The organism is Variovorax sp. KBW07 (assembly GCF_003852515.1).
Lineage (GTDB): Bacteria > Pseudomonadota > Gammaproteobacteria > Burkholderiales > Burkholderiaceae_C > Variovorax.
On the sequence record NZ_QAJK01000012.1, the window covers coordinates 1 to 25,368 of the forward strand.

Sequence of the window (25,368 nt, forward strand, 5' to 3'; positions counted from 1 at the left end):
GGTGTCAGTCGCACAAGCCAAGAATGACCCCGCTCCCGCTCCCAAGCAGCGCCCCCACATCGACACCCCTGCCGCAGTCAGAACTTGTAGTTCAGCGTCGCCACGACATTGCGTGGAATGCCGACATAAGCCTGCCCGTCGATGTTGTTGTAGTACTTCTTGTTGAAGAGGTTTTCGACGTTCACCTGCAACGACAGTTTCGGCGTGAACGCATAGCGCGCCATCAGGCTCACAACCGCCAGCGACTTCTGCGTGTAGCGCATCGCCACGTCGTCCACGCTGAACCGGTAGTAGGTGCGGTTCTGCCAGTTGACCCCGCCGCCGACCGTCAGTTGCTGCCACTGGCCCGGCAACCGGTACGTCGTGAACACGTTCACCAGCGTCGACGGCATCGCCGTGTTGACCCGGTCGCCGTTCGCTTCACGCGCCAGCGTGCGTGCAATGCCCGCGCTCAGGTTCCATCCGCTCGCCAGTTCGCCCGACACCTGCATCTCGAACCCCTTGCTCAGCACCCCCTTCGCGCCCCGGTAGGCCTCGTTGGTCGAGTCCGGCACCAGCCGGCCGCCGTCGCGCTGCGCCACGTTGTCCTGCTGCGCGCGGAAGAGTGCGAACGACGTGTTGAGCTTGCCGCCCAGGTGCTCGCCCTTGATGCCGATCTCGTAGCTCTTGCCCGTCACCGGGTCGAGGTACGCGCCGGTGGCGTCGCGGTAGTTCTGCGGCTGGAAGATGTCGGTGTAGCTCGCATATGCCGAATACGTGTCGTTGATGTCGTACACCAGTCCGGCATAGGGCGTGAACACCTCATGGCGCCGCGTGGCCTTCGAGTTGCTGGTGCGCCAGCTGTTCTGGCGTCCGCCGACGATCAGCTTGAGCGGGTCGGCCAGCGAGAAGCGCACGGCGCCGTAGTAGCCGGTCTGCCGCGTCTTGTCGATCTCGGACACCTTCAGCGGGCCCCACGCCGGCTCGGGGAACGAGCCGTTCCACAGGTAGAAGTTGCCGGAGTCGGCCACCTCGCCGACGGGTGCGTGCTTGGCCTGCACATAGCGCGACTGCGCGTTGCTCATGCCCACCACCACCTCGTGCTTGCGGCCCAGCAGCTCGAACGGGCCGGTGAGCTGCAGGTCGACGTTGTTCTGGCGGAAGGCATGCTCGAAGTGGCCGGTCAGCGCGCGCAGGCCGGTGCCGGTGATGCGGTCCATGTCGCCGTACAGGTAGAGCAGCCTGGCGTCTTGTTCGCTCTTGCGGTGCGCCAGGTTGGCCTTGAGCTTCCAGCCGTTGTCGAAGCGGTGCGTGAGGTTGGCGAACACGATGGTGTTGGTCGCGTCCCAGTTCGTCCACGGCGTGCCCACGGTCTTGGAGGCGTCCCAGCGCGCGGGCGAGCCGTCGCTGAACACCAGCGGCAGGCCGCCCCAGGTCGAGCCGGTCGGGCGGTTGGCTTGGTACTCCACGCCCACGCTCAGCGTGGTGTCGGGCGTGAGGTCGGCATCGACCACGCCATAGAACACGCGCTTGCGGCCGTGGTACATGTCGATGTACGAATCGCGCGCCTCCGCCATGCCGATGACGCGCGCACGCACGCGGCCGTCTTCGGTCAGCGGCGTCGACAGGTCGACCGTGGCGCGGCGCTGGTTCCACGAGCCCAGGCCCAATGACACCGCGCCGGCGAACACCTTGCTGTCGGCATGCTTGCGCACCAGGTTGATCGAGGCCGACGGGTTGCCCGCGCCGCTGAGCAGACCGGTCGAGCCGCGCACGACCTCGATGCGGTCGTACAGCGTGGGGTCGTTGTTCGAGGCGCCGAAGAAGTCGGTCGTGACCGTGGTCGGCACGCCGTCGTACTGGTAGTTGTCGATGTAGAAGCCGCGCGAATACAGGTCGGTGCGGTCGGTGTCGGAGCTCACCGAGAAGACGCCGGTGACGCTCTTCATGGCCTGGCCGAGCGACAACAGGTTCTGGTCTTCGATCTGCTGGCGCGTGAGCACGGTGACCGACTGCGGCGTGTCGCGCAGCGACAGCGCCAGCCCGGTGGCTGCGGCGGTGGCCGGCGTGGTGTACGAGCCGGTGCCTTCGGTGGTGCCGCTGCGGTCGGCCTCGGCCGTGACCGTGACGGGCGCCAGCGTGTCGACACCGCCCTGCGCGTTGCTGCTGCCTGCCGGGCGGCGGCCCAGCGTGTAGCTGCCATCGGTGCGCGCCACGACCTGCAGGCCGCTGCCCGCCAGCAGGCGCGTGATGGCCTCGCGGGCGGTGAAGCGGCCCGACAGCGCCAGGCTGCCGAGCCCCTCGGTCAGCACCGGGTCGAACGACAGCGCAATGCCGCTGCCGACCGCGAAGCTGGCCAGCGTGCGGCCGAGCGGGCCGGCGGGAATGGCATAGGCACGGGTGGCCGCGGCGTCCAGCGACACCGCTTCGGCCGCGAAGGCCGTGGCGGGCATCCCGGCGCCGACAAGGCCTCCCAGGGCCAGCATCAGCAGCGCATGGCGAAGGGCGGAATTCAGGCGGCGCTCGGCATGCGGATGCGGCGGAACGGACGAACGGGGAGCGGACATGGGAGCGGGCCTTTCGGTTGGGCAACGGAGGGTTCTTCACCTTCCTTGCCAGCCGAAACGAAAAAAAGTCTCACCCCTTGGGCGAAATATTTTCAGAAACTTTGGCGGACGCTTTCGGCACGCTGGATGTGCCCTTCGGCACCAACGTGACCCAGTAGCCGCGCAGCCGCGTCACCGCGTCCACCGGATAGGTCGAGACCAGCATGCCGAGCACGCGGTCGGTGTCGGCGATGGGGAACGCGCCGGAGATGCGCAGGTCGGCCACGGCCGCATCGCAATGCAGCGCGCCGGGCCGGTAGCGCGACAGCTCGGCCGCGAAGTCGGCCAGGCGCATCTTGTCGGCCAGCAGCATGCCTTGCGTCCATGCCACGTCGGCTTCGTCGGCCGGCGTGAAACCACCAATGCTTTCCGAAGTGAAGCGACCCTGCTGCCCGGCCTGCAGCACGCGCGGCGCCGGCGCGCCCCAGCCGCCGGGCGACAGGCGTACGGCCCCTTCGAGCACGGCGACGTGCGTGGCCGGCCCTTCGCGGCGCACGCTGAAGCGGGTGCCCAGTGCTTCCATGGTGCCGCTGTCGGTCGCCACGCGAAACGGGCGGTGGGCGCCGCCGCTGTCGGGCGCGGTGGCAATCCATATCTCGCCCGCGCGCAGCACCACCAGGCGCTGCGTGGCGTCGAAGCGCACGTCGATGGCGCTGGCGGTGTTGAGCGTGAGGCGGCTGCCATCGGCCAGCCGCAGTTCGCGCCGCTCGCCGGTGGCGGTGCGGTGCTCGGCCGTCCAGCCGCGTTCGCTGGCCAGCTGCCATGCGACCCAGCCCGCGGGCACGGCCGCCAGCAGCGCGGCCAGCCGGGCCACGGCGGCGCGCCGGCCTGCTTGGGCGGATCGCGTGGGCCGCGAGAGCGATGGCATCGCCAGTGCCGAAGGCAGGCCGCCGAGCTTGTTCATCAGCAGCTCGGCGCGGGCCCATGCACGGGCATTGTCGGGGTGGCTCTGGCGCCAGCGCTCGCAGGCGCGGCGGTCTTCGTCGGTGGCGGCGCTGTCGTTCAGGCGCACCAGCCAGTCGGCGGCCTCGTCGAGCGCGCGGGACGGCGGCGCGACCGAAGGCGCCTCGAAGGCAAGCTGCTTCATGGCGCGCTCAGTCCATCAGCGCCAGGCAACCGCGAAAGCCCTGCTGCATGTAGCGCTTGACGGTGACGAGCGACACGCCAAGCTCGCGTGCGATGTCTTCGTACTTCATGCCTTCGATCTGCGACAGCAGGAAGGCGCGCCGCGCCAGCGGCTTGAGCGCGTCGAGCATGGCGTCGATCTCGTGCAGCGTCTGCAGGATCAGCAGGCGCTGCTCGGGCGACGGCGCCTCGGGCTCGGGCACGTGGGCCAGCGCCTCCAGGTACGCACGCTCCAGCGCCTGGCGCTGGTACCAGTTCACCAGAATGTTCTTGGCGACGCTTGTCAGGTAGGCGCGCGGCTGCGCGATGGCTTCAGGGTTGCGCGCGGTGAGCAGCCGCGTGAAGGTGTCTTGCGCCAGGTCGGCCGCATCGAAAGAGTTGCCCAGCTTCTTGCGCAGCCACGACTGGAGCCAGCCGTGATGGTCGCTGTACAGCGTGTGGACTTGCTGGAAGGCTGCTTCGGTGGCGGCGGCAGACATGGTGGCGGGCGGCTCGGCGGCCTGGCTGCCGCCACTTAATAAGAATGGTTCTCATTTTACAGCCGCCCGCGGCGTCACAGCTTCGGCGTGTATTTCACCGTGAACATCACGTTGCGCGGATCGCCATAGTTGTTGTTGCCGTTGGTCTCGTTGAAGGCCGGGATGTAGTAGCGCTTGTCGAAGATGTTGTTGATGTTCACGGCCAGCGAGACTTCGGGCGTGGCCTGGTAGGCCAGGCGCGCGCCCCACACCGTGAAGCCCGGCACCTTGTACGTGCGGTCGTAGCCCAGCGTGTGGCTCTGCGCCGTGAAGCCGCCGCCCACGCTGAGCTTGCTCCAGTCGCCGGGCAGTTGGTAGCTGGCCCACACGCGCAGCATGTGCTTGGGCGTCCACTGGCTGAACACCTTGCCCTTGTTGTCGGGGTCTTCCAGGAACTTCGTGGTGTTGAAGGTGTAGCCGGCCGTGAGCTGCAGGCGCGGCGCGATCTCGCCGCTGACCTCGGCCTCGATGCCCTGGCTGCGCACCTTGCCCGACGACTTGGAGCAGTACCAGCCGTCGCAGGCATAGCCCGCGTCGTAGTCGGCCACGGCGCGGTTCTTGTGGTCGTAGCGGAACACGGCCAGCGAGGTGTTCAGGCGCCCGTCCATCAGCTCGCCCTTCACGCCCAGTTCGTAGTTGCTGCCGATGATCGGCTTGAGCCCGTCGCCCGCTGCGGTGCGTTCGGTCTGCGGCTCGAACACGTCGGTGTAGCTCGCATAGGCCGACCATTGCTTGTTCAGTGCGTACACCAGTCCCACATAAGGCGTGACCTCGCCCGACGTCTTGACGGTACTGCGAATATCCTGGGCGCGCACGGTGTAGAGGTAGTCGTACCAGCTCACGCGCGCGCCGACGATGGCCGTCAACGGCTCCGCGAGCTTGGCGCGCCAGGTGCCGTAGATGCCCTTCTGCCGCACGTCGTAGTGCGGGTCGCTCGCGCGCCCGCCGGCTGCGAGGATGGTCTGGTAGTTCTGCGGCGGACGGTAGTGGTCGATGGCGAAGATGTTGCCGCCGCCGCTGAAGCGGCGCGCGTACCTGTCGTTCGACAAGAACTTCATGTAGCTCGCGCCGATGGTCACTTCGTGCTGCATCGACAGCGCTTCGAAGCGCCCGTTCAGGTAGGCGTCGAAACCGGTCTTGCGCGATTTGAAGGCCGTGTCCCAGTCGGCAAAGTCGAGGCCGCTGCCATCGGCCTCCACGTCGCCGTGCATGCGCTGGTGCCGCGAGCTGTTCTTCTCGTTCATGCCCAACGCCGAGACCTTCAGCTTCCAGTTGTCGTTGAAGCGGTGCGCCAGGTCCGCATACAGCGTGGTCTGCTCGACCGAGGTGTGGTTCCACACCGCGCCCGTGAACACCGAGCGCGGCAGGCCGATGTCGCGGCCATCCGGGTAGCGCGGAAAGCCGCGCAGCATCGGCCGGCCCTTCATGTCGGCGTTGCTCACGCCAATGCCCACGGTGGTGTCGGGCGAGAGGTCGTAGTCGAGCGCGGCGTACAGCGAGCGCGTGTTGCTCCACTCGTAGTCGGTGAACGAATGGCGACGGTCTTCGTCGATCACCACGCGGCCGCGCAGCGTGCCTTCGGCGTTGAGTGGACCGCCGGCATCGAGTTGCGCGCCGTAGCGGTCCCACGAGCCGGCCTTGCCCGTCAGCGTGAGCGTCTTCTCGGCCTGCCCGCGCTTGCGCACGAGGTTGACCGCGCCACCCGGGCTGCCGGTGCCCTGCAGCAGGCCCGAGGCGCCGCGCAGCACTTCGAGCCGGTCGAAGAACACCGTGTCTTCGCTGGCCCAGTTGCCCAGCGAATACATGTTGCGCGGCACCGGCACGCCGTCGTATTGCCAGGCGTCGATCTGGAAGCCGCGCGAAGACAGGATCATTCCCGGCCCCACGCCCTTCACACCCACGATGCCCGTGACGCTGTTGGCCGCGTCGCGCAGGTCGACCAGGCCCTGGTCGTCCATGCGCTGGCGCGTGAGCACGCTCACCGATTGCGGAATGTCTTTCAGCGACTGCTCGCCCTTGCCGAGCGTCACGGCGCGCGCGGTGTACGACTGCGTGCCTTCGGTGGTGGCACTGCGCTCGGCCTGCGCCGTCACCGTTACCGCCTCCAGCGTGGAGCCGCTGGTTTCGCTGTCCACCGGACCGCCGATGGCCGACGAACGCAGCGCATACGAACCGCCCGAGCCGCCAGCCGCTTCGAGCCCCGAGCCAGCCAGCAGGCGCGCGAAACCTTCGCGCACCGCGTGGCTGCCTTGCAGGCCCGGCGACCGCTTGCCCTGCACCAGCGCGGGCGGCATCGTGATGCTCACGCCCGCCGCGGCGGCAAAGCCCGACAGCGCCTCGTCGAGCGGACCGGCCGCGATGCTGTAGGCCTTGCGCGGCTCGGCCTGTGCCGCCGGCGTGGCGGGCGCGCTCTGTGCGTTCTGCGCGGTGGCCGTGCCTGCCGCGGCGCAGGCCATGGCGAGCAGCGCGCCATGCACCGCGCGCGAGACTTGGTGGGAATCGAAGGGAAGAAGCGGTCGGCGACGGGCCATGAAGTGATCTCTCGCGAAAGGTGTGAAGTTGCTGTTCCTCAAGGCTTCACACGCGAGAAAAAGAAAGGGGACACGCCGGGACAAAAAGATTTCGATTCGCGCAGACGACCGGCGCGGGCCTGCGCTTCAGCCGCCCGGTGCCACTACCGTCACCCAGTAGCGCGTGCGAAAGAGCACGTCCACCGGCAGCGCCTGCGGCAGGCTGTCGAGCACCGGGCCGGTGTCTCGCAGCTGGAACACGCCCGACACGCGAAGGTCGGCCACGGCCGGATCGCAACGCAGCACGCCCGGCCGGTAGCGGCCCAGCTCGGCAAGAAAGTCTTGCAGCCGCATGTTCCTTGCGCGCAGCACGCCGCGCGACCAGTCGTCGGCCTCCGGGCCCACGGGCGCGATCTCGCCGACCGCCGATGCGGAGAACGCGGCCTGCTCGCCCGCCTTCAGAACCACGGCTAACCCGCGCGCGTCATCGGGCCGGATTTCCACCGCGCCTTCGAGCACCGCGAGATGGCTGCGCCGGTCTTCGTGCTGCCGCACCACGAAACGCGTGCCCAGCGCGCGCAATCGCCCCTGCGCGGTCTCGACGATGAAGGGCCGGTACGCCGGGTCGCTCGACGCCACCGAATCGGGCGCGGTGTCGATCAGGATTTCTCCCGCGCGCAGCCGCACCAGGCGTTGCTTCGCGTCGTAGGCAATGTCGATCGCCGTCGCGGTGTTCAGCTGGATGCGCGTGCCGTCGGGCAAGCGCAGTTCGCGGCGCTCGCCGGTGGCGGTGCGCTGGTCGGCCATCCATTCGCGCGCCGGCGAAGCGCGCCACGCCAGCCAGCCCGCCGGTGCGGCGGTCAGCAGGACGGCCAGCGTCTTGATGGCCGTGCGGCGGTCGGCGCGCACCTTGCGGCCCAGCGCCGGCATCGACAGCGCGCCCGGCAGCATGCCGAACTTGCGGCTCACCAACTCGGCGCGCTGCCAGGCCGCTTCGTGCGCCGGATCGGCCTCGCGCCAGTACGTCCATCGCGCGTGGTCCGCCGCCGTGGCCTCGCCCGACTGCAGCAGGAAGAACCATTGCGCCGCCTGCATGGCGACGCCTTCGTCCACGGCCACGCCGCTGTGCGTGTTGTGGGCGCCATGTGCGCTGCTCGTTGCGCTCATGCCACCAGCAGGATGCAGCGCGCCATCGCCTCGGCCATGTAGCGCTTGACCGTGCGCTCGCTCACCGACAGCCGGGTCGCGATCTCCGCGTAGCCCAGCCCTTCGAGCTGCGCCATCAAAAAGGCCTGCCGCACCGGCAACGCCAGCCCGTCGAGCATGGCGTCGATCTCTTGCAGCGTTTCCAGAATGATCGCCTGCTGCTCGGGTGACGGCGCCTGCGGCTCGGGCAGCGCGCTCAGCGCTTCCAGGTAGGCCTGCTCCAGCGAACGCCGGCGGTACAGGTTGGCCAGCAGCCGCTTGGCGACCACCGTGAGGTAGGCGCGCGGCTCGCGCAACTGCCAGTCGCCCTGCTTCTCTGGCGTGTGCTCCGGCGCGGCAAGGATGCGAACGAAGGTGTCTTGCGCAAGGTCCGCCGCGTCGAAGGCATTGCCCAGCTTCTTGCGCAACCAGCCCTGCAGCCAGCCGTGGTGGTCGCTGTAGAGCGCGTGGATGTGCGGGTGATGAAGAAGAGCAGCGGAATCGGCGGCCATGGCGGACGGAACGGACGGGACATGGCGGCCGGGGCCGCGCAAATAAGAATTGTTCTCATTTTATGCATCATCCGCCTGACCCCGTTCAAAGCCCCAGGCTGCGCCGTTCCGCCGGCGTGAGCTGGTTGCGTTCCGACGCGCCCATGGCCGCGTCGCCCAGCACCTGCACCGCGCTGCCCTTGCGGTAGCCCGCCTCGTTGCCGCCACCGCCGCGCGGCGCGCCGCCATCGGCACCGCCGCCGCCCGTGCCCGGCAGCGGCTCGTTGCCGAAGCCCAGCACACGCACCGTGAAGACCGAGGGCAGCGCCTGCCGCGCGGCATTGCGCTCGCGCTGCATCACGTCCTGCGCGGCGGCACTGGCCTGCGATGCGGCGGCGCTCGCGTTGGTCAGCGCGCCGACGTTCACCGCGGCCACGGCCGGCAGCCCGCTCGACTCGCCCTTGACCTGGATGTTGGCCGCGTTCACCACGTGCAGCGCCGCGAGGTTGACGTTGCCCGACACGCGAATGCCCGCCTCGCCCGCGTCGATGGTGCCCAGCGGCGCGATCAGGTCCACGTCGCCGGCCGGTACCTCGGCAATCGGCGCCAGCGTGGCGATGCCCGCGCCCGTGCTCGGCACGTTGGGCGACAGCTTCACGTTGCCCAGCATGTCGTACTCGCGCTTGGGCGGCGTGTAGACCACCGTGGTCTTGGAGCCCCGGCCGGCATTGATGTCGCCCTCGGCCGACCAGATCACGATGCCGCCGCCGAAGGTGGTGAAGATGCGCGACAGGCCCAGCAGCACGCTGTCGCGCGTGTAGATCTCGATGTCGCCCTTGCCCTGCGTCAGCAGGCCGGTGCTCGGCGGCGGCAGCACGCCGTTGGCCCCCACCGTGAGCCCGCCGCCGGGCGCCAGCACCTGGATGCCGCCGCCGAAGTCGGTGTGCACGCCCGCCGCGCCCTGGAACTTGATGCTTCCCTGGTGGTCGACGGCTTGCCCCTGCGCATCGCGGCGCGGCAGCAGCACCGCCGTGGCGTTGCGCCCGCGCAGGTAGCTGCCGGCGCGGCGGCTGCCGGCGTCGTTGTACTCGCGCCCGCTCTGGCGCAGTTCCTCGAAGTACACCTCGCGCACCAGCACGCCCTGCTGCTCTTCGCCCAGCGCAAGAAACGCGGCCAGCGCGCCCGCCGCATCGCCCGCATAGCCGAAGCGCTGGCGCATCCATTCGAGCAGGCGGGCCTCGTAGGTCCTGGCGACCTTGCCGGCCTGGTCGGCCAGCGGCAGTGCCGCGTCGGCCAGGTTCTTCGCATCGAAATAACGCGCGGCAAAACCGGCGTAGTCGGGGCCGCCCTTCGCGCCCATCCCGGCCGCGAGCACGATGGCGGCACCGTCGCGCGCGTCGCCTTCCACCACCGGGCCGATGCTGTTGATGGTGCCGGCCGCGCCGGGCAGCCCCTGCTGCTGGATGTTGCGCCCGGCGGACACCGAGAGCAGCCCCGGTCCGCCGATGTCGAGCGTCAGGTTCAGGATGTCCCGCCCTGCCTTCAGCAGCGTGATGTCGCTCCCGTCGGTGTTGAGCACCACGCCCGACAGAAGAATGTCGCGCCCCGCGCGCACCTCCATCCGCTTGGCGGCGATGGTCTGGAACTCGACCGCGACGCCGGCCTCGGTGCGTTGCGTCCGGCGGCCGACAGCCACCGTCACGTCGCCGTCCTTCGCGTAGATGCGAATGGGCTCGCTATCGCCGCGGTGCAGGTTGGTGGCCCGGTCCGCGCCAAAACCGAACAGCACGCCGCCGTCCGACAGCGCCTCGTAGAAATCCTGCGCCTCGGGCGAGGGCGTGCCGACCGGCAGGTAGTAGTTGCTGGCCTGGCGTGCCAGCTGCCAGAGCGGCTTCTCCGGCGTGGCGAGCAGGTCGGGGGATCCGCCCGACATCGCCGGGTCGCCGAACACATGGTCACGCGCCAGCAGTTCGAGTTGGCCCTGCCGCGATGGCGCCAGCGTCAGGCTGGTGGTGATCGAGCCGTTCGCCGCCACCGCGATGAAGCGGCCCGGGTCGTAGCGCATCTCGCTGCCGCCGTAGGGGCGTCGCTGCAGGATGTCGCCGCCGCCCGCGAACAGCTCGATGCCGCTGCGATCGGTCCACAGCGTGAACCAGTTGTTCGCCGCGCCTTCGATGCCGCCGAAGGCCGCCTGCGTCTCGCCGCCGCGCGCGGGCACGCGGCCCGCGTCCCGGCCGGTGCTCACGTTCAGGTCACCGCGCGCCTCGATGCGGACCGTGCCGTCGCCGACGATCACGCCCAGCGGACCGAAACCGAGCCGGTCGCGCGGCACGCGCGGATCGGGCGCGCGCGGATCGTTCTGCCGGCTCAGGCCGTAGCTCGTCTCCAGCGTCTGGCCGATGGAGCCGGCCCGCACCCAGGTGTCGCCGCGCAGGTTCACCACCTGCCCCGCCGTGGCCTGCACGTCGGCTGGATCGACGCCGGTGTTGACCCGCCCGCCCACTTCGTAGGTCAGCCGGCCGCCGCCCGTTTGCAGCAGCCTGCCATCGGCCGTCATGCGGCCGGTGCCCGCAACCACCAGGTCGAGCGCCGGCGTGGTCAGGGGCGACAGCATGTCGTCCATCGTCACCTTCCGGTCGGAGCCGGCATCGCCGCCCGCGCGCACCGTGAGATGGCCGCCGCCGAGCGTGCCGATGCCGCTGAAGCCGACCATCTCGACGGCACCGACCAGTCCGTCGAGGCGGTACTGTCCGAAGTTGATGCCCCACGCGGCCGACTGGCCCAGCCCGGCCCCACCCTGCAGCCAGAGCCAGCGCCCGACGTCGTTGCCGGTGCGTGCCATGTTCGAATCGGCCGTCATGAAGCCGCGCACGTCGCCCTGCGCCGACAGCAGCAGGTCGCCGCCGCCCTGCGTGAAGTACATGCGGCGCGCGTTCAGCGTGGCCTCGTAGCCTTCGTTGCCGCCGCCCAGCACCGAACCGTCGTAGGCGCGTGCGCGCTCGGTGTCCCACGCTTCACTGCCCGCGATCTGCGTGCCGGCCGTGTACACGCCGAACAGCGACTTCTGCCGGTAGTCGCCACCGGCCAGCAGTTCAAGAAAACCGGTGCCGGTGCGAACGACCGACAGCGCATGGTCGGGGAAGCCCGCCAGGCTCTGCTGGTGCGGATCGTCGAGCAGCAGGTCGCCGCCCTCGCTCAGCCTCGATTTCGGCTGCACCGTGCGGCTGTCCGCCGAGCCCAGGTCGGCACCGCTCACCAGCCGCATCGACCACGAGCGCATGCCCGGCGCGAGCATGCCGGCCACGGCCATCATGCGGCCCTGCCCGTCGTCGCGGTTCGTCCAGCCGCCGTCGTCGGGCGTCACCGGCGGCGGCTCGAAGCCATCGGAGATGCTGCCGTTGACGATGAGGTTGCCGCCCGCGCGCATCACCACCGTGCCGGGCTCGCCCGAGCCGCGCACCGCCGCGTCGACACCGGGGCCGTAGCGGTAGCCCGAGAAATCGATCTCGCGGCTGACGGTCAGGTCGCCCGTGCTTCGAATCTCCACGCCGGGGCGCAGGTGGAAGGCATCGCCACGCGCGGCCAGCCCCGCAAGGCGCGTGCGCAGCGCGCCGTTGGCGCCGGCCGCGTCGATGAAGGCCGTGCTGTCGGCATGCAGCGTGTCGAAGTAAGCCTGGTCGACCACGCCATCGGCCGGCGTGTAGCGGGCGAAGGCATCGACCGCGATGCTCGCCGCTCCCTGCACCACCACGCCTGCCGGCGCGCTCACCGCAACGTCGTCGGTGCCGATGCGGCGTGCGGCAATGCGCAGCTCGCCGCGCGGCACCGCATCGGCCGAGCGAAGGTCGATGGCGGCGCCGGGTTCGAGCCGCACCGTGCCCGCCGCCGAGGCCAGCTCGACCTGCCCCCGGTTCATCGCCTCGATGACCTGGCCGCGCCCGTCCAGGCGCAGTTGCGTGCCGCGCGCATCGAGCACCGCGCGCGGCGACAGCTGCAGGTCGTCGCGCGCCGCGAGGCGAATCGTGCCGGGGTCGTCGCCGCTCGCATCGACGCGGCCATTGACGGTCAACGAGCCGCCATCGGCGGACACCTCGATGCGGTTGGCGCGCAGTTCGTCGCCGATGACGATGTCGCCCGTCTTCACCACGAAGCGGCGAGCACCGATCACGCCGCCGGCATTGAGGCGTTGGTTGAGCCCGCTGAAATCGTCGAGCACGCCCGCGCGGATGTCGATGCTGCCGGCTTCGCGCGCCGACGGCGAGCCGCCGTCGACGCGGCCCATCAGGCTCACGCGGCCACCGTTGCCCACGGCCGTGGCACGCACCGCCCCCGCCGGCTTGCCCGCTGCCGACACGTCGATGCGCGAACCCGCCGCCTGCTCGATGGCGCCGTTCCCGGTTTCCATCACCAGCTCTCCGCCGCTGCTGTGGCGCGTCACGTCGAAGAAGCGCAGCGCGCGGCCGGCCAGGTCGATCTGCCCGTTGTCGTCCACGCGGATGCCTTCCGCGGCATCGATTGCCAGCCGCCCGCCGGGCAGTGCGACGGCCGTGTCGAGCGCCACCGTGCGGCCCGCGAGGCGGATGTCCGCCCCCAATGCATCGATGCCCGAAGTGCCGGCCGGCGCCACACCCACGGGTGTACCGATGCGCACGGCGCCGCCGGTGCGATAGACCATCGACGAGCCCGCTTCGCCGGTCAGCAGCGGCGTGCGCAGCGACAGCTCGCCCCCGCTGCCCGTCGCGGCATCGGTGCCGCGCTCGAACACCGAGAGCGTGTTGCGCCGGTTGGCCGTGATGCGCTCGCTCGCATCGAGCGAGACCGACGAGAAGCCCAGCACGAGGCGGTCGAGCGCCACCTGGTCCTGCCCGCGCATGCCGGACGCATCGCCGAACTCGATGCGTCGTGCCTCGAACGCGAGCCGGCCGCTGCCGGTGCCCGCGCCGCCCGGCACGACCGCGCCCGGCCGGCGGCTCACGAAGGGCGAACCGGGCGTTCCGAGTCCGGTCGACAGGCCGCTCCAGACCAGCGTGTCGGCCACGACGCGCGCGGTGTCGCCCGTGGTTCCCCAACCCTGGATGGCGGGTGCGGCCAGCACCAGCAACGCGCCGTCGTCGGCACCGGCCGCGCCCATGTCGAGATCGACCGCGCCGAAGAAACGCAGCGCATCGCCCGCCGTGAGACTCAGCCGCTCGACACGCGCCTGCCCCGCCGTGCCGGGCCGCAGCAGCCGCTCCAGCATGCCCTGGCTGAGGCGCACGCCCGAGCCGAGCACACCCTGCGATTCGGCGGCGGCGAACGAAGCCAGCGTGCCGACGTTGATGGTCGGCGCCGCGATGCTCAGGTAGCGCGCATTGAACTCCGCCTCGCCCAGCGACACCGGCCCGGTGGTCAGGAAGCCGATGGTGCCGCGCGTGCGCAGCATGGCGCCGTCGTCGACGCGGATCGTGCTGAACGGCGCCGTGGGCGTGCCGTCCGGCGCCGAGAAATCGATGCGGCCGTTGGCCACCGTGAGGATGGCCAGCCGGTAGGCATTCGAGTTGTCCCAGAAAAGATAGCCCAGCGACGAGTCGAGGCTGTTGGTGGGCCCCTGCGTGGTGTCCAGCAGCGCGCCGCGTTCGACGCGCACGTTGCGCCCCACCAGGAAGATCTGCCCCGCCGACAGGTGCGCGCCCTCGCGCACGACCACGTTCTCCGCGGCCATCGAGCTGAAGGTCACGCGGCGCCCGAGCTGCACGAGGCCGCCGTTGGGGTCGTAGAACGTGGCTTCGCGCAGGCCGTAGAGGCCGCCTACGATCAGCGTGCCCGCGTTGAAGGCCGACAGTTGCGCGGCGTCGAACGCTGCGTAGCCGGACGTGGCGGCGGCGCCGGGCGCCAGCACCTCCATCGGGCGCGAGCCGGTAAGAAACACATTGCCCGCCAGGCCGCCGGGGGCGGCGTCCAGGTCGACGCGCCCCGCGAACGAGAGCAACCGCCCGGTGGCATTGCCGAAGTGCAGGTGCAGGCTTTGCGCATCGCGCTCCAGCCGCGGACGCACGCGGTCGAACGCGGCGGCATTGGCCAGCGCGAAGTCGGCATAGCCTGTTTCGTTGTACTGCGAGAGGCTGCGCACCGCCTGCCCCGGCGTGAGCGTCATGGCCGTCGGCAGCGCATCGCGCACGCCGGTGTTGGCAATGCCCAGGTAGCCGCTCGCGCGCTGCGAACCGCTGGCGCGCAGCGCATCGAACTGCTGCTGCTCGCCGCGTGCGCCCAGCTCCACGCGCCAGGCGCCGGGCAACAGCGCAAAGGTCGATGGCAGCAACGTGTAGGTGCCCGCGGGCAGGCCGCCCACGGGCGCGTCGAAGCGCACCTGCTGCCCCACGCGCGGCGCGCCGGCGCCCATGTCGGGCAACACCGGTGCGTAACCTGCGTCGAAGCCCGGCACGATGGCGAACACGCCCGCGCCGGGGCTGCTGAAGGCATGGGCCGGGTTGGCGTTGACCAGCGGCGTGCGCAGCACGTCCACCGAGCCGCCCCGGCCGGTGAAGAAGCCCGCGCCGCGCAACTGCCCGCCGCCCGAAATGTCGACCAGCGAGCCCGGCTGCGCGTCGAGCCGCGTCTGGCTGAACACGATGCCGGGTCGCACGTACACGTCGTGCGGGTCGGACGGGTCGCCCGCCACTTCCGCCAGGTCGGAGAAGCGCACGGCCTGGCCGTTGTAGAGGTAGTTGAGGCCATCAACGGTGCCGCCGTACGGCAGGTCGAGGCCGCGTGCACTGGTCGAGGTGATGCTGCCGTCGCGCAGCAGCACGTTCATCACCTGCGTAGTGGGAGGCACGCTGCCCTCGAAGACCCGCGTCTTGATGCCGAACAGGATCGTGCCCAGCGGCGCGCTCAGCACGCCGCCATGGTCGATCTGCGCGGCCGCCAGCGTGAGCGAACCGAAGACCGAGGGCGGCGTGGCCGGTCGCTTGCCGCCGCTCTCGTACGCGCGCAGCGTGAGCGTGCGCGCCTCGTCGAAGCGCAACGGATCGCCGGAGCTGCCTTGGCCCCGCATGCCCACGCGCATCTCTCCGCTGGCCCCCGTGGTGGGATAGATCTGCGCGGCGGTCACGGTCATGTCGCCACCGCTGGCCAGCAGGCCGTTGGTAAAGCGCAAGTCGCCCCGGCTGGTCAGCGACGCCGCATCGAAGCCGGCCGCATCGACCGGCTTTTCCTCGTACTGGAAGTTGTCGGAATTCGGGAAGAGCCGCCGCAGGGTGGCGCCGGAGCCACCGAGGAAATTGAGGCCCCGCACATCGATCAGGTCGGCCTCGACCGACAGCCGGGCGTCGTTGCGGGCCGCGGACAGCAGCCCCAGCCCGTTGTTCAACTGCAGCCCCGACATGAACTCGTTCTGGTCGATGGCAATCGGCACCTTGCCGTCGAACAGCACATAGGGCGCCGCCAGCGACACGCGGGCGCGCGGCGATGTGTCGGCAACCGACAGCACGCCGCGCCGCAGCATCAGGGCCTCGGGCAGCCGCAGGTCGACATCGCCCTCGAAACTGAAGAGGTCGCGGCTCCAGAGATCGAGCGTGCCGAAGCCGCCCTCGCGCACCTGCGCCACGCTGATGCGCGCGCGACCGTCTGCCAGCGAGGCGTCGGCCATGCCGGGACGCAGCCCGGCGGCCGCGCCGCTGTTAACGCGGTCCTGTGTGATGCCGAACACGACCATGCGGTGCGGGTTGCTCGGCGGGTTGTCCAGCGCCAGGCTGAGCACGCCACCGGCCGCCCCTTCGCCGCCGGCCGCGGCGCGCAGCGAGGCGTCGTTGACGATGCCGCGCGACGAGCCCAGGCGGATCAACCCGCCGTCGCCCACCAGCTGCAGCGATCGCGCGGCCGAGCGCCGTGCGCTGTCGGCCGGCACGTCGATGTCGGCCGCCGAACCCGAGGCATCGAGCCGCGCGCCCGGCCGCAACACCACGAAGGCCCGGCTCGCGGAAAGAAAGTCGCGGTCGGCCCGCGTGAAGTCGTCCATGCCGATGCGCACCGAGCCGCCGCCGGGTGCCACGCCATAGCGCAGGCCGGCGCTGTCGATGGCCGTGTAGGCGCGACCGGCGGCGTCGAGCACGGCATCGCCGCCGATCCAGATGGCGGTGTCGGCCGGTGCAAGGCCCGGCGCGTATCTGGGCCCGCGCACGGCTTCGGTGACCAGCACGATGTCGCCGCCCGGCGCCACGATGCGGCCTTCCATCGTCAGTTGTCCGGCCGACATCAGCCGCACCTTGCGGCCCGCGTCGACCTCGATGCGCGCGCCCTGCGCGACTTCGAGCACCGCGCCCTGCAGCGACAGGTCGGCGCCGCCGCGTTGGGTCAGGCGGCGCCGCGCCGGGTCTTCCAGATACAGCGGCGGCAGCCAGCTTTCGAGCGTCGCCTGCGGATCGGCGCCGGTGGCAATGTCGCGCGCGGCGGCGTTCGCACGCAGCACCGGCATCTGCGGGTGCAGCACGGCATCGCCGGCAACGCGCACGCCGCTGGCACTGGCGATGCGGTAGCTGGAGAAACCGCTGCGCAGCAGCTCGGGTGCGAGCTGCTGCACCGGCTGGAACGAGATCTCTTGCGCAAAGTGCGTGCCGCGGGCAACGTCGCTGCCTGCCGCATAGGTCACGGCGAGCGGCGTGATCTTGCCGGCCGCCTGGGCAAAGCGCAGCGCCTGGATCGGAATGCCCTGCGGAAACACCGCCGAAGGCAGCACCCCGCCCACGGGCAACTGGCCCATGCCCGTGATGCGCGTGCCGGCCGGCAGCAAGGTGCCGGCCGGGCAATAGCCCTGCGCCGTATAGACCGAGAAGCCGGTGGGCACGGTCCAGGCGGCGGCCGTGTCCAGGGGCCTGGCAAGGACAGGCGTCGCCCCCGGGGGCAGCGGCGCATCGGTGAAGGCGACCGTCAGTTCCAGCACGAGGTCCATCGGCAGCCGCTCGCCGGCACCGATGCGCAAGGGGTTCGCCAGCCGCAGCGCGGTGGGCGCCGGCGCACCGGCCGCCAGCACGCCGCCTTGCAGCCAATCGTCGCGCCCGAACAGCAGGCCGCCGGGAGACTCCAGCGTGAGCGTGCCGCCGCCGAGCACACCCTCGGAGCGGATGAGTCCATCGACCCTCAACGTGGCGCTGCCGGGCGGCTCCACGCCGCTGTCGCTCACGAGCCGGGCGCCGGCCTGCAGGCTCACGTCGCCGCCGCGCGCACCGCGCAGCTTGCCGTCGCGCCCCATCGTCGCGCCCGAGGACACATCGACCACGCTGCCGCGCTCCAGCGCGATGGCGCCGTCGATCATGCGCACCGTCAGGCTGCCGCCGTCGGCGAACGCCATGTCGGCTTCGGGGCGGCCGTCGCGCACGTGGTTGGTCCAGCGGCCGCGCAGGTCGAGCCGCGCGCCTTCGCCCAGCACGAAGGCGGCACTGCCTTCGCGCATCAGCAACTGGCCGGGCCCGGGGCTGCCGATGGTCATGACCGGCGCGACGTTGCCCACGCTGATGTCGCCGCTGCGGATCGTCACGTCCGCATCGATGCGCGTGCGCGCGGCCAGCACGTCGAGCCGCCCGCCGTCGGCCAGCTGCAGCGGGCGTTCGATCGACACCTCGCCCGCCGTGACCAGCGTCAACCCGCCAAGGCCGAAGCCGGCGAGGCGGCGGGCGTCGATCTGCACGGTGCCCACGCGGTCGGCCGGCAGCGCGCCGGCGCGCGGTGCGTCCGGCCCCAGCGTGTCGCCGATGTCGGCCACGTCGCCGATCCGCACGCGGATGTCGTGCGCACCGTCCGCGCCCACGCCGTTGAGCCGCCGCAGCGCCAGCGTGCCGGCCTGCGCCACCGCGCCGTGCGGCTGCACGTAGCCATCGTTCGCCGCCCCGCGCGCCTGCGTCTGCTGCGCGCCGGTGAACACCTGCGCGGCGATGTCGCCTTCGAGCACGGCGGTGGGGGCGTTGACGACCAGCCGGCCGGCATCGCGGCCCACCGTGTAGCCGTTTTCCAGTTGGCGCTGCGGGCCGATCAGCGGGTTGTAGAAGTAGCCGGTGGACTTCCTGCCCCAGCGCGCGTGCTCGTCTTCAAAGCCGCGATAGAGGCCGTCGAACACCACGTCCGACGGCGCCTTGTCGAGCCGGTAGAGCCGGCCGTCGCTGCCCTTGAGCCAGCTCTGGTTGAGATAGCCGGTCTGCACGTCGAGCGTGCCACCCGAGAGATTGATGGCCGAACCCGCCTGCGTCACCACCTCGCGCCCGCCGAGCACCACGGTGCCGCCCTGCGCCATCCACTCGCCCAGGCTGTGCGGCTGGTTGCCCAGGTAGCCGCCCACTTCGAGCAGGCCGCCGGCGGTGTACCAGCGGTCCTTGTCGTACACGCCGGCCTTGGCCGGCACGTAGGTGAGCCGCCGCCGGTCGATCCACACGCTGGCGTTGTTGAGCTTGCCGGTGTCGCGGTTGAGCGGCGCGTCGCGCTGCTCGTTGCCCTGGATGTTCACCAGCACGTTGTTGGCTGCCATCGCCACGCTGACGCCCACCGCGCCCGACACGTCGAGCTGCGCGTTCTTCGCGACGAAGGCCCGGCGCGTCGCGCTCACCGAAACCTGGCCGCCGGTGGCGAGCGTGAGCGAATCGCCCTCGAAGCGCGCGTCGCCGCCGCTCACGATCTCGATGCGCGACAGGTCGCGGCGGTCCTGCAGCCGCGAGAGGTTGTCGAAAACGCCCACCTCCGCATTGGCGCGCAGGCGGTCGAGGTCGGCCGACTCCTTGATGAAGGCTTCGCGCTGGCTGTCGAGTGCGTTCGCACCACGGTCGGCATCGAGCAGCACCGCCGTCACGGCGTTGCGGCCGACCGTCACGGTTCCCCGCGTGTCGCTCGCCGCGTTCAGCAGGTGGACCGTGCCGCGCGTGTTGACTGTGGTGGTCGCCAAGGCCACGCCGTCCTGCCGCACGTCGCGTCCGGCCAGCGTGACGTCGCCCTCGGCCGCCACCATCAGGCCGCTGTTGCGCACCAGGCCGGCCGTGCTGTCGGGCGCGAAGCGCGGCGCGACCTCGTTGCCGCGCGTGGTCGAAAAAGTGTTGCCGACGGTGCCGGCGCCCTTGCGGATGATGAAGCCGTCGCCCGCGGCCAGCAGCGCCTGGCCGCGCGGCGTGGCGACCTCGCCGGCGTTGTGCACCTCGGTGCCCAGCAGCAGCACGTAGCCGCCGCCCTGCGTCACCGACGCGGGCTGCCGCGTCGCGATGCGCGCGCCGGGTTGCATCTCGACCTTGCCGAGCGCCTCGGTGAAGGCGGGCGCGGGCTGTCCGCCAGCCTGCGCACTGTAGATGCCGTTCTTCTGGAACTGCGCGTCGCTCATGTTCGCGGCTGCCACCACCAGGTTTCGCGTGTCGACCTGGCTCGTGCCGCCGAAGACCACGCCGTTGCGGTTGACCACCAGCACCGTGCCGTCGGCCTTGATCTGCCCCTGGATGCGGCTCGGCCGCGCCTGCGGGTCATTGACGCGGTTGAGCACGGCCCAGTCCTTCTGCTGCTGGAACTCCACCGTCGTCGCCTTGCCGACATTGAAGGTTTCCCAGTTCAGGATGGCCTTGTCGCCGGTCTGCCGGATGGTCACGCTCGTGCGGCCATCGGGCGTGCTGCCTTGCTGCGGACGCTCTGCGTTGAGCCAGCCCGCCGTGAGGCTCGCGCTGTCGACCTTCAGCCCCCCTTCCGCCAGGCCGTCGGGCACCGAAGCCTCGCCCTGGGCGGCACGGCGCGCGGCCGCTTGCGCCGCCTGCTGCGCTGCGATGCCCTGGGCTGCGAGATTCAGGTTGCCGAGCGAACGCTGCAGTTCCTGGTTGGCCCGCTGCTGCTGCGCCTGCGGGCTGGTGAGCATCGAGGCCGGCTGGCCATTGGGCAGCCGGCCCGTGGCCTCGGCCACGCCCTGTGCCATGTTCTTCTGCGCCATCCAGCCCGCGCTGAAGGCCTGCTGCGCCTGGGCCGCGCCGGTCAAGCCGGTCATGCCCGAAAAGGCCAGCAGTGCGATCGCATGCGCAACGGGCTTCAGCCGTGCACGTTGGTGAAAAGGTAACGGAAAGACGGAAGACGACGGCTGGCGGAACGACATGGTGACGGGTCCGTATGAAACGTGAGGTGTTCTTCGGATGTCCAGGCGACCGCGTTCATGCGATCGCCGGGACACCGGCTGCTACCTAGACGTTGCAGCGGCGAAGACCCGCCAAGAAATCTGCCGCCCGCCTTGTTTCTTTTCTTCTCTTCTCTCTTCGCCTGTGCGTTCAGGCCAGCAGCACGACACCGGCCGGCAGCCGCGTCACGTGGGCGCCGAACAGCTTTTCGATCTGCACGATGGCCTCGTCGAGCGCACTGATGCGAAAGTGCCCGCTCAGCCGACGCCCCGCCAGCGATTCGTTCGCCAGCACGACGCGGCCCGCGCGGTAGCGGTTGATCTCGGCCACCGCTTCGGACAGCGGCGTGCCGCGGAACACCACCACGCCGCGGCGCCACGCCAGCGCCTGCTCCATGTCGACCGGCGTGACGGCCGCAAGGCCCGCGGGGCCGTACCAGACACGCTCGCCTTCGCGCAGCGCGACGTTGCTGCCCGCCGTGTGCAGTACCTCGGCACGGCCTTCGGTGCAGGTGACGCAATAGCGTTCGTCATCCGCGCGCCGCACCTCGACGCTGCCCACGCCGGGCACGATGCGCGCGTTGCCCGCCAGCAGTTCCACGGGCCGGGCACCGGCACCGCGCTGGACGGACGCTTCGCCGGCAATCAGGCGGACCCGGTCGCCGCCTTCACCCGCTTCACCAGCTTCACCGCCAGTGCCCTGCACCGCCAGGCTGGTCTGCGTGTTGAGCGTGAGCTCCACGTGGTCGGACAACGCCACCTTCGCCTGCTGGCCCGTGCCGGTGCGGTAGTCGGCCGCCAGCTCGGACCACGAGGGCCACAGCGCCAACGGCGGATGAATGGCCGCCACGACCGCCGCGGCGCCCGCGGCCGACAGGCCGGCGCCCAGCATCCAGCGCCGCCGCGGGTCGGGCAAGGCGGCGGTGGCTGCCACTGCCGCTCGGTGCGGCATCGAAGACGAGGCCGGATACAGGCGTTGGTAGGTGGCCGCGATGCCGCCGATGTCATGCCACTCCTGCCGTGCGCGCGCAAAGGCCTCGCTGTGCTGCGTGCTGCGCGCGCACCATTGCCGCAGCAGCCGTGCGTCGCGGCCGGTGGCCTCGCCCGAGCGGATGCGGCGCACCCAGGCGCGCGCTTCCTCGTCCAGCGGGGACGCGGAGGCATCGGGGTCGTCAACGGCCATGTTCGCAGCAACAGTCATCGGATTCGGTTTTCGGGAAGCACCGTGTGCGTGGGTGCGCGCAAGGGTGCGTGTGCAAGACCTGGACGGATGGCGGGGCGATCGACCGCCAGGTTATTTGGTTTTGTTACGCATCTGCGCCACGCAGAACTCGTGCGCGGCATGGATCTCGCGCTCGACGCGACGCAGCGGAATCGCGTAGCGGCGCGCCAGTTCCTTCTGCGGAACGCCTTCGACGCGCGACGCGAACAGAAGCTGGCGGCGCAGCGGCGGCAGCAGGTCCATCGCGCGTGCGAGCGCTTCCAGGTCGATGCGCGCGCCGGCGGCGTCAGCGGGGTCGACGGCTTTCTCGTCGGGCACCAGCAGCGCATCGACCTCGTCGCCCGACAGCAGCAGCCGTTCGGAACGGATGCGGTCGATGGCCAGATTGACGGCCGTGCGCAGCAGGAAGCTTTGCGGGCTGTGCACCGGCGTGGCGGGCGCGCGGGTCGAGAGCTTGACATAGGTGTCGTGCAGCACGTCTTCGGCCAGCTCGATGGAGCCCAGCCGGTGCACCAGCTTGCTGCGCAGCGTTTCGTAGCGGTCGACCAGGAAGCGCAGCAGCTCGGAGGGCGCGACGGTCATGGCGCCGCCTTGCAGTCGCCGGTCTGCGTCGGTTGGCGCGGCAATACCAGCAGCGTGACGGGCTGCGCCAGGCCGGCGGGCGGCTCGGATGGCAACGCGAGGCCATGGAGCAGGTGGCGGATGCGCGCGTCTCGCGCGCCGTCGCCGGTCGGGTGCAGCAACACGCGCGATACGGCATTGCCGGCATCGATCCAGAGGTTGAGCGCCAGCCGGTAGGCGCCCGGAATCGTCTTCGGATCGCCGCACAGCACGGCGACCACACGGGCCTGCAGCCGGCCATAGTAGGCCTGCATCGCAGCCTTGTCGGGCATGCCGTTGTCCCGCGGCGCCGATGCAGAAGCCGCACCGTCCGGTACCGTCTCGCGCATCAGCATGAACGCAGCCTGCGAGGTGTAGCGGGCTTCGATGCCCGTGCCCGCCAGCAGGCGATGCAACGCGGCCTCGGGGGTGAACTCGCCTTGCAGCGGGCCCGCCATGTGCCCTTCGGCGATCTGGTCGTCATAGAGCAGCGACTGGCCCGTCAGCCGGTGGAACTGCGTCAGTGCGCTTTGCAGGGGCTGGCGCGGAATGTCGAAGCGAAGGCGCCCTGCGGGCACGGCCGGCGCTTCGGCTTCCACAGCCGTCGGCTGTGCACCGGCGCCGCGCGCGATGCCGCCCAGGCCGAGCATCGCCATCGCCATCAGTCCCGCGAGCGCGTACCGACCAGCGACAGGCATGCCGACTCAGCATCGAGAAAGGAGGAGGAAGCATCCATGCGGCGCAGTTGGGGGGAAGTCCGGGGCACCGGCTCATCGGCGCGGATCCGGACGACCGGCATGGTGCCGCCGCGGCGTGACGATGGCGTGTCAGCGCGATGACAACGCAACGCCGCGCCGCCGCGTGCGTTCCCGCTTCTTTTTCTTGCCTTCTTCAGTGCACGGCCGAACGCGACCCCGGTTTGAATCCATGCCCCCTGGCCCACCACGCCACCGAAAGCGCGAGCAATGCCAGGCCCGCCAGCGCCCATGGCAACGACGCTGCCCCTGCGCTTTCGAGCAGCAGGCCGCCCGCCACGCCACCGCCGGCCACCGCGAGATTGAAGACCGTCACCAGCATCGATTGCGCGACGTCGGCGTCGTCGCCCGCCGCATCGGCCATGGCCGTCTGCAACAGGGTGGGCGCACCGCCGAACGTCAGGCCCCAGGCGATCACCCCGGCGTACACGGCAGCCGGGGATGCGCTGCCGATGCCAAGCACCAATGCAGCCACCGCAAATATCGCGAGGCTCAGCAGCGTGAGCGCCCGCAGCCATCGGTCGACCCACACCCCCGTGATCCAGATGCCGGCGATCGATGCCACGCCGAACACCAGCAGCACCGTGCCCACGCGCTTCCCCAGCCCGACCGACGCCAGGAACGGCGCGATGTAGGTGTAGAGGATGTTGTGCGCCAGGATCCACGCGAGGATGACGAACAGCACCGGCCGGATGCCCGGCATCGTGAAGATGCGCGCCACCGGCCGCCGCTTGTGCGCCTCCTGCCCTGCAAAATCCGGCACGCCGAAGCGCACCCACACGAGCAGTGCCAGGGCCAGCGCCGACATGGTCCAGAACACGCCGCGCCAGTCCGACAGCGTGCCGAGCCAGGTGCCCAGCGGCACGCCGAGCGACAGCGCGATCGGCTGGCCCACGCCCACCACCGCCAGCGCGCGACCCTGCAGATGGTGCGGCACCATGCGCCGCGCATAGCCGGCCAGCAGCCCCCAGATCAGGCCCGCGGCCATGCCCGCGACGAAGCGCGCAGCCAGCGTCAGCGCGTAGTGCGTCGACAGCGCGGTCAGCGTGTTGAAGACCAGCAGGCCGCCGATGGCCAGAAGGAACAGCGGCCGCCTGCGCCAGTTGCGAGTGATGGCGATGACGGGAATCGCCGCCACCACCGAGCCCAGCGCATAGAGCGTCACCAGCTGGCCTGCCAGCCCTTCGGACACACCGAGGCCCGCGCCGATCTGCGGCAGCAGGCCGGCCGGCATGGTCTCCGTCATGATCGCCAGGAAGCCCGCCATGGTGAACGCCAGCAACCGCCAGACGGGAAGCTGCGCGGGAAGCCGCGCGGTGCCAGCGGCGGTGCTTGCGGTGCGCGCTTCATCGGCACCCGCAGTCGTCGTTGTCTGCATCTCGCTTTCGTCCGCTAGGCGAGGTATGACGCGGCCATGTCCTTGTCGCCATGGCCGGCGTCGCGGGCGCGGCGGAATCTTTCGAGCCCCGCCGCAGCGGCATCGACCTTGACGCCGGCACCGCGCGCGGCATCGACGACCAGCTGCGAGTCTTTCACCGCATTCGCGACCGAGAAGCTGGTCGTGTAGTCGTCGGCCAGGATCGCCGCGGCCTTGAGCTGGAAGTAGCCGCTGTCCATCGGGCCGCCCTTGACCACGTCCACCACCAGCGCCGGATCGACGCCGAGCCCCTTGGCGATCGCCAGGCTTTCGGCGATGCCGTGCGTCAGCGCGAAGGCCCAGCTGTTGAGCGCCAGCTTCAGGCGGCTGCTGTCGCCCGCCTGTTCCGACACCCACAGCGTGCGCTTGCCGATGGCGTCGAACACCGGCTGCACGACCGCGCGGCCTTCGAGCGGGCCCGATGCAAGGACGACCAGCTGGCCCTGCTCCGCCGGCTGGCGCGTACCCTGCACGGGCGCGTCGTAGAAACCGAGGCCGTGCTGGCGGGCCAGCGCGGCGAGCGCTTCATTGGCATCGATGCCGACCGTGCTCAATTGAATCCAGGTCGCGCCTTTCGACAGCGCCGGTGCCGCTGCGTCCAGTGCCTCGCGCACGGCCGGTCCGTCCTTCAGCGAAGTCAGCACGATGTGCGCGCCCTTCACCGCCTCTTGCGCGGTGCCGAACACCTGGACGTCCGATGCCTCCAGGGCCTGTGCTTTCTGCGCCGTGCGGTTCCAGGCACGGACCACGAAACCCTGCTTGCGCAGGTTCCTGGCCACGGCCGCGCCGATGATGCCCGTGCCGAGCACGGCGACGGTGGTGGTAGAGGTGTTTGCCATTGAAGAATCTCCAAGTGAATCAAG

General features: G+C 70.6%; 12 protein-coding genes. All 12 read right to left on the reverse strand.

Annotation, left to right across the window (positions count from 1 at the left end):
- Positions 1-77: 77 nt before the first annotated feature.
- The 12 genes from fhuE to DBV14_RS02305 all read right to left on the reverse strand — a co-directional run bounded on the left by fhuE (position 78) and on the right by DBV14_RS02305 (position 25,344).
- The gene (gene fhuE / locus DBV14_RS02250; protein WP_124457573.1) at positions 78-2,546 is read right to left on the reverse strand and encodes a ferric-rhodotorulic acid/ferric-coprogen receptor FhuE; all 2,469 of its coding nucleotides are present in this window, start codon (positions 2,544-2,546) and stop codon (positions 78-80) included.
- 70 nt (positions 2,547-2,616) lie between these two features.
- Positions 2,617-3,672 (reverse strand): FecR domain-containing protein, encoded by a 1,056-nt coding sequence (locus DBV14_RS02255; RefSeq protein WP_124457574.1) that lies wholly within the window; start codon positions 3,670-3,672, stop codon positions 2,617-2,619.
- A gap of 7 nt (positions 3,673-3,679) precedes the next feature.
- Positions 3,680-4,189 (reverse strand): sigma-70 family RNA polymerase sigma factor, encoded by a 510-nt coding sequence (locus tag DBV14_RS02260; protein ID WP_124457575.1) that lies wholly within the window; start codon positions 4,187-4,189, stop codon positions 3,680-3,682.
- Positions 4,190-4,263: 74 nt separating this feature from the next.
- On the reverse strand, positions 4,264-6,759 hold the full coding sequence (locus tag DBV14_RS02265; protein ID WP_221621865.1) for a TonB-dependent receptor: 2,496 nt from the start codon (positions 6,757-6,759) through the stop codon (positions 4,264-4,266).
- Positions 6,760-6,885: 126 nt separating this feature from the next.
- Positions 6,886-7,905 carry a FecR domain-containing protein gene (locus tag DBV14_RS02270; RefSeq protein WP_124457576.1) on the reverse strand — a complete coding sequence of 340 codons (1,020 nt, stop codon included), beginning with the start codon at positions 7,903-7,905 and terminating at the stop codon, positions 6,886-6,888.
- Complete coding sequence (locus DBV14_RS02275; protein ID WP_124457577.1) at positions 7,902-8,435, reverse strand: sigma-70 family RNA polymerase sigma factor; 534 nt, start codon at positions 8,433-8,435, stop codon at positions 7,902-7,904. The genes DBV14_RS02270 and DBV14_RS02275 overlap by 4 nt, the downstream gene beginning before the upstream one ends.
- Before the next feature lie 85 nt (positions 8,436-8,520).
- Positions 8,521-20,493, reverse strand: coding sequence for a filamentous haemagglutinin family protein (locus DBV14_RS02280; RefSeq protein WP_124457578.1), 11,973 nt, complete (start codon positions 20,491-20,493; stop codon positions 8,521-8,523).
- A 169-nt stretch (positions 20,494-20,662) separates the two neighbouring features.
- Positions 20,663-21,694 carry a FecR domain-containing protein gene (locus DBV14_RS02285; protein ID WP_124457579.1) on the reverse strand — a complete coding sequence of 344 codons (1,032 nt, stop codon included), beginning with the start codon at positions 21,692-21,694 and terminating at the stop codon, positions 20,663-20,665.
- A gap of 111 nt (positions 21,695-21,805) precedes the next feature.
- Entirely contained in the window at positions 21,806-22,315 is a 510-nt protein-coding gene (locus tag DBV14_RS02290) for an RNA polymerase sigma factor (RefSeq protein WP_124457580.1), read from the reverse strand.
- Positions 22,312-23,031, reverse strand: a complete 720-nt coding sequence (locus DBV14_RS02295; RefSeq protein ID WP_124457581.1) for an STN domain-containing protein — start codon at positions 23,029-23,031, stop codon at positions 22,312-22,314. The genes DBV14_RS02290 and DBV14_RS02295 overlap by 4 nt, the downstream gene beginning before the upstream one ends.
- A 193-nt stretch (positions 23,032-23,224) precedes the next feature.
- Positions 23,225-24,466, reverse strand: a complete 1,242-nt coding sequence (locus DBV14_RS02300; RefSeq protein WP_124457582.1) for an MFS transporter — start codon at positions 24,464-24,466, stop codon at positions 23,225-23,227.
- A 14-nt stretch (positions 24,467-24,480) separates the two neighbouring features.
- Positions 24,481-25,344, reverse strand: a complete 864-nt coding sequence (locus DBV14_RS02305; RefSeq protein ID WP_124457583.1) for an NAD(P)-dependent oxidoreductase — start codon at positions 25,342-25,344, stop codon at positions 24,481-24,483.
- Positions 25,345-25,368: the final 24 nt, after the last annotated feature.

Bases quoted from the DNA above. Each gene is read 5' to 3' on its own strand.
- DBV14_RS02280 (WP_124457578.1), bottom strand. From the start codon at position 20,493: ATGTCGTTCCGCCAGCCGTCGTCTTCCGTCTTTCCGTTACCTTTTCAC.
- DBV14_RS02255 (WP_124457574.1), bottom strand. From the start codon at position 3,672: ATGAAGCAGCTTGCCTTCGAGGCGCCTTCGGTCGCGCCGCCGTCCCGC.
- DBV14_RS02305 (WP_124457583.1), bottom strand. From the start codon at position 25,344: ATGGCAAACACCTCTACCACCACCGTCGCCGTGCTCGGCACGGGCATC.
- DBV14_RS02285 (WP_124457579.1), bottom strand. From the start codon at position 21,694: ATGGCCGTTGACGACCCCGATGCCTCCGCGTCCCCGCTGGACGAGGAA.
- DBV14_RS02300 (WP_124457582.1), bottom strand. From the start codon at position 24,466: ATGCAGACAACGACGACTGCGGGTGCCGATGAAGCGCGCACCGCAAGC.
- DBV14_RS02290 (WP_124457580.1), bottom strand. From the start codon at position 22,315: ATGACCGTCGCGCCCTCCGAGCTGCTGCGCTTCCTGGTCGACCGCTAC.
- DBV14_RS02270 (WP_124457576.1), bottom strand. From the start codon at position 7,905: ATGAGCGCAACGAGCAGCGCACATGGCGCCCACAACACGCACAGCGGC.
- DBV14_RS02275 (WP_124457577.1), bottom strand. From the start codon at position 8,435: ATGGCCGCCGATTCCGCTGCTCTTCTTCATCACCCGCACATCCACGCG.
- DBV14_RS02260 (WP_124457575.1), bottom strand. From the start codon at position 4,189: ATGTCTGCCGCCGCCACCGAAGCAGCCTTCCAGCAAGTCCACACGCTG.
- fhuE (WP_124457573.1), bottom strand. From the start codon at position 2,546: ATGTCCGCTCCCCGTTCGTCCGTTCCGCCGCATCCGCATGCCGAGCGC.
- DBV14_RS02295 (WP_124457581.1), bottom strand. From the start codon at position 23,031: ATGCCTGTCGCTGGTCGGTACGCGCTCGCGGGACTGATGGCGATGGCG.
- DBV14_RS02265 (WP_221621865.1), bottom strand. From the start codon at position 6,759: ATGGCCCGTCGCCGACCGCTTCTTCCCTTCGATTCCCACCAAGTCTCG.